The following is a 1,338-nucleotide window of genomic DNA, read 5'->3' as shown; positions in this document are numbered from 1 at the left end:
AGCCCGCATCGGCCCCACAGTATGGGACGACGACGGACCGATCCCAATCGAAAAGAGATCAAAAACGCCAACAGCCATAACGGGTCTTCCTAACTAACAAGTACAAAGTTTTTGTCCACATATGGCGGGATAAACGGCTCGCAGGTCGCCATATCTGGACAAAAACTCAGGGGTGAGAGGTGTGCACCCCGACGGGAAAAGTGACCACGCCCGGCACTGAAACCTACTTGGCGCGCTTGTAGAAGGGGAGCTCGACGACCTCGAACGGCTCTGCCTTGCCGCGGAGGTCGATGTCCAGGGCGGTGCCGGGGGCAATGTGTTCGACGTCGACGTAGGCCATGGCCACGGGGTAGCCGAGGGTGGGTGAGGGCTGGCCGGAGGTGACCTCGCCGACGGGAGCGCCGTCCTGGAGGACCGGGTAGTGGGCGCGGCCGGCGCGGCGGCCGAGTCCCTTCAGTCCGACGAGGCGGCGGCCGGAGGTAGTGCCGGCGCCGGCTTCCTTCTTGGCGGCCAGCGCGGCCTTGCCCACAAAGTCGCCTTCCTTGGACAGCGCGACGACGGAGCCCAGCCCCGCGGCGAACGGGTCTCCCTGCAGGGAGAGTTCGTTGCCGTAAAGGGGCATGCCGGCTTCGAGGCGGAGTGAGTCGCGGGATGCCAGGCCGGCCGGCGTAAGTTCCCCTTCGTCGGCGATGGCTATGAGGGCCTGCCACAGGGCGGGTGCGGCGTCGTTGGACACGAAAATCTCGAACCCGTCCTCCCCGGTGTAGCCGGTGCGGGCCAGGAGGAGCTCCTGCCCTGCACCGCCCACCAGGAACGGGACCTCCACAGCGGCGTAGTACCTCAGATCCGTGACGTCCTTGTGCCTGCCGTCGGGAACCAGGCGGAGCAGCAGGTCCTGGGCTTTAGGCCCCTGCACGGCGATCAGCGAGGTGTCCGCTGATGCGTCCCGCACCTGGACGTCGAAGGATGCTGCGCGTTCGGCGAACGCCTCGGCAACCACCGCGGCGTTGCCGGCGTTGGGGACCACCAGGAAGACGTCGGTTCCGTCCTCGGCAGCGGGCCGCCGGTAGGTGATGAGGTCGTCGATGATGCCGCCGTCGGCGTCACAGATGAGCGAGTATTTGGCTTTGCCTACCGGCACGGCCGAAATCCTGCCCACCAGGGCATAGTCCAGGAAGGCTGCCGCCTGCGGGCCGGTGACCCAGACTTCGCCCATGTGGGAGAGATCGAACAGGCCGGCTGCGTTGCGGACGGCGTGGTGTTCGGCCAGTTCGGAGTTGTATTTGAGGGGCATCTGCCAGCCGCCGAAGTCCGTGAAGGACGCGCCCAGTTTTTTGT

Annotated in this window: 2 protein-coding genes; both read right to left on the bottom strand. The window is 65.9% G+C overall.

The genetic code is table 11. The features are described 5' to 3' along the window. Window positions 1-78: serine dehydratase beta chain (locus AC5RT3_RS20585; RefSeq protein ID WP_494053769.1), on the bottom strand; the 78-nt coding region annotated here is incomplete at its 3' end. 145 nt (window positions 79-223) lie between these two features. Continuing rightward, window positions 224-1,338 (bottom strand): glycine cleavage system aminomethyltransferase GcvT (gcvT, locus tag AC5RT3_RS20580; protein WP_494125106.1); only part of this gene is annotated, 1,115 nt, incomplete at its 5' end.

The sequence above is a fragment of the Arthrobacter sp. Y3221159 genome (assembly GCF_059089885.1).
Note: the sequence above shows the minus strand (reverse complement) of the source record. Positions and strands in the feature narration are given on the sequence as shown.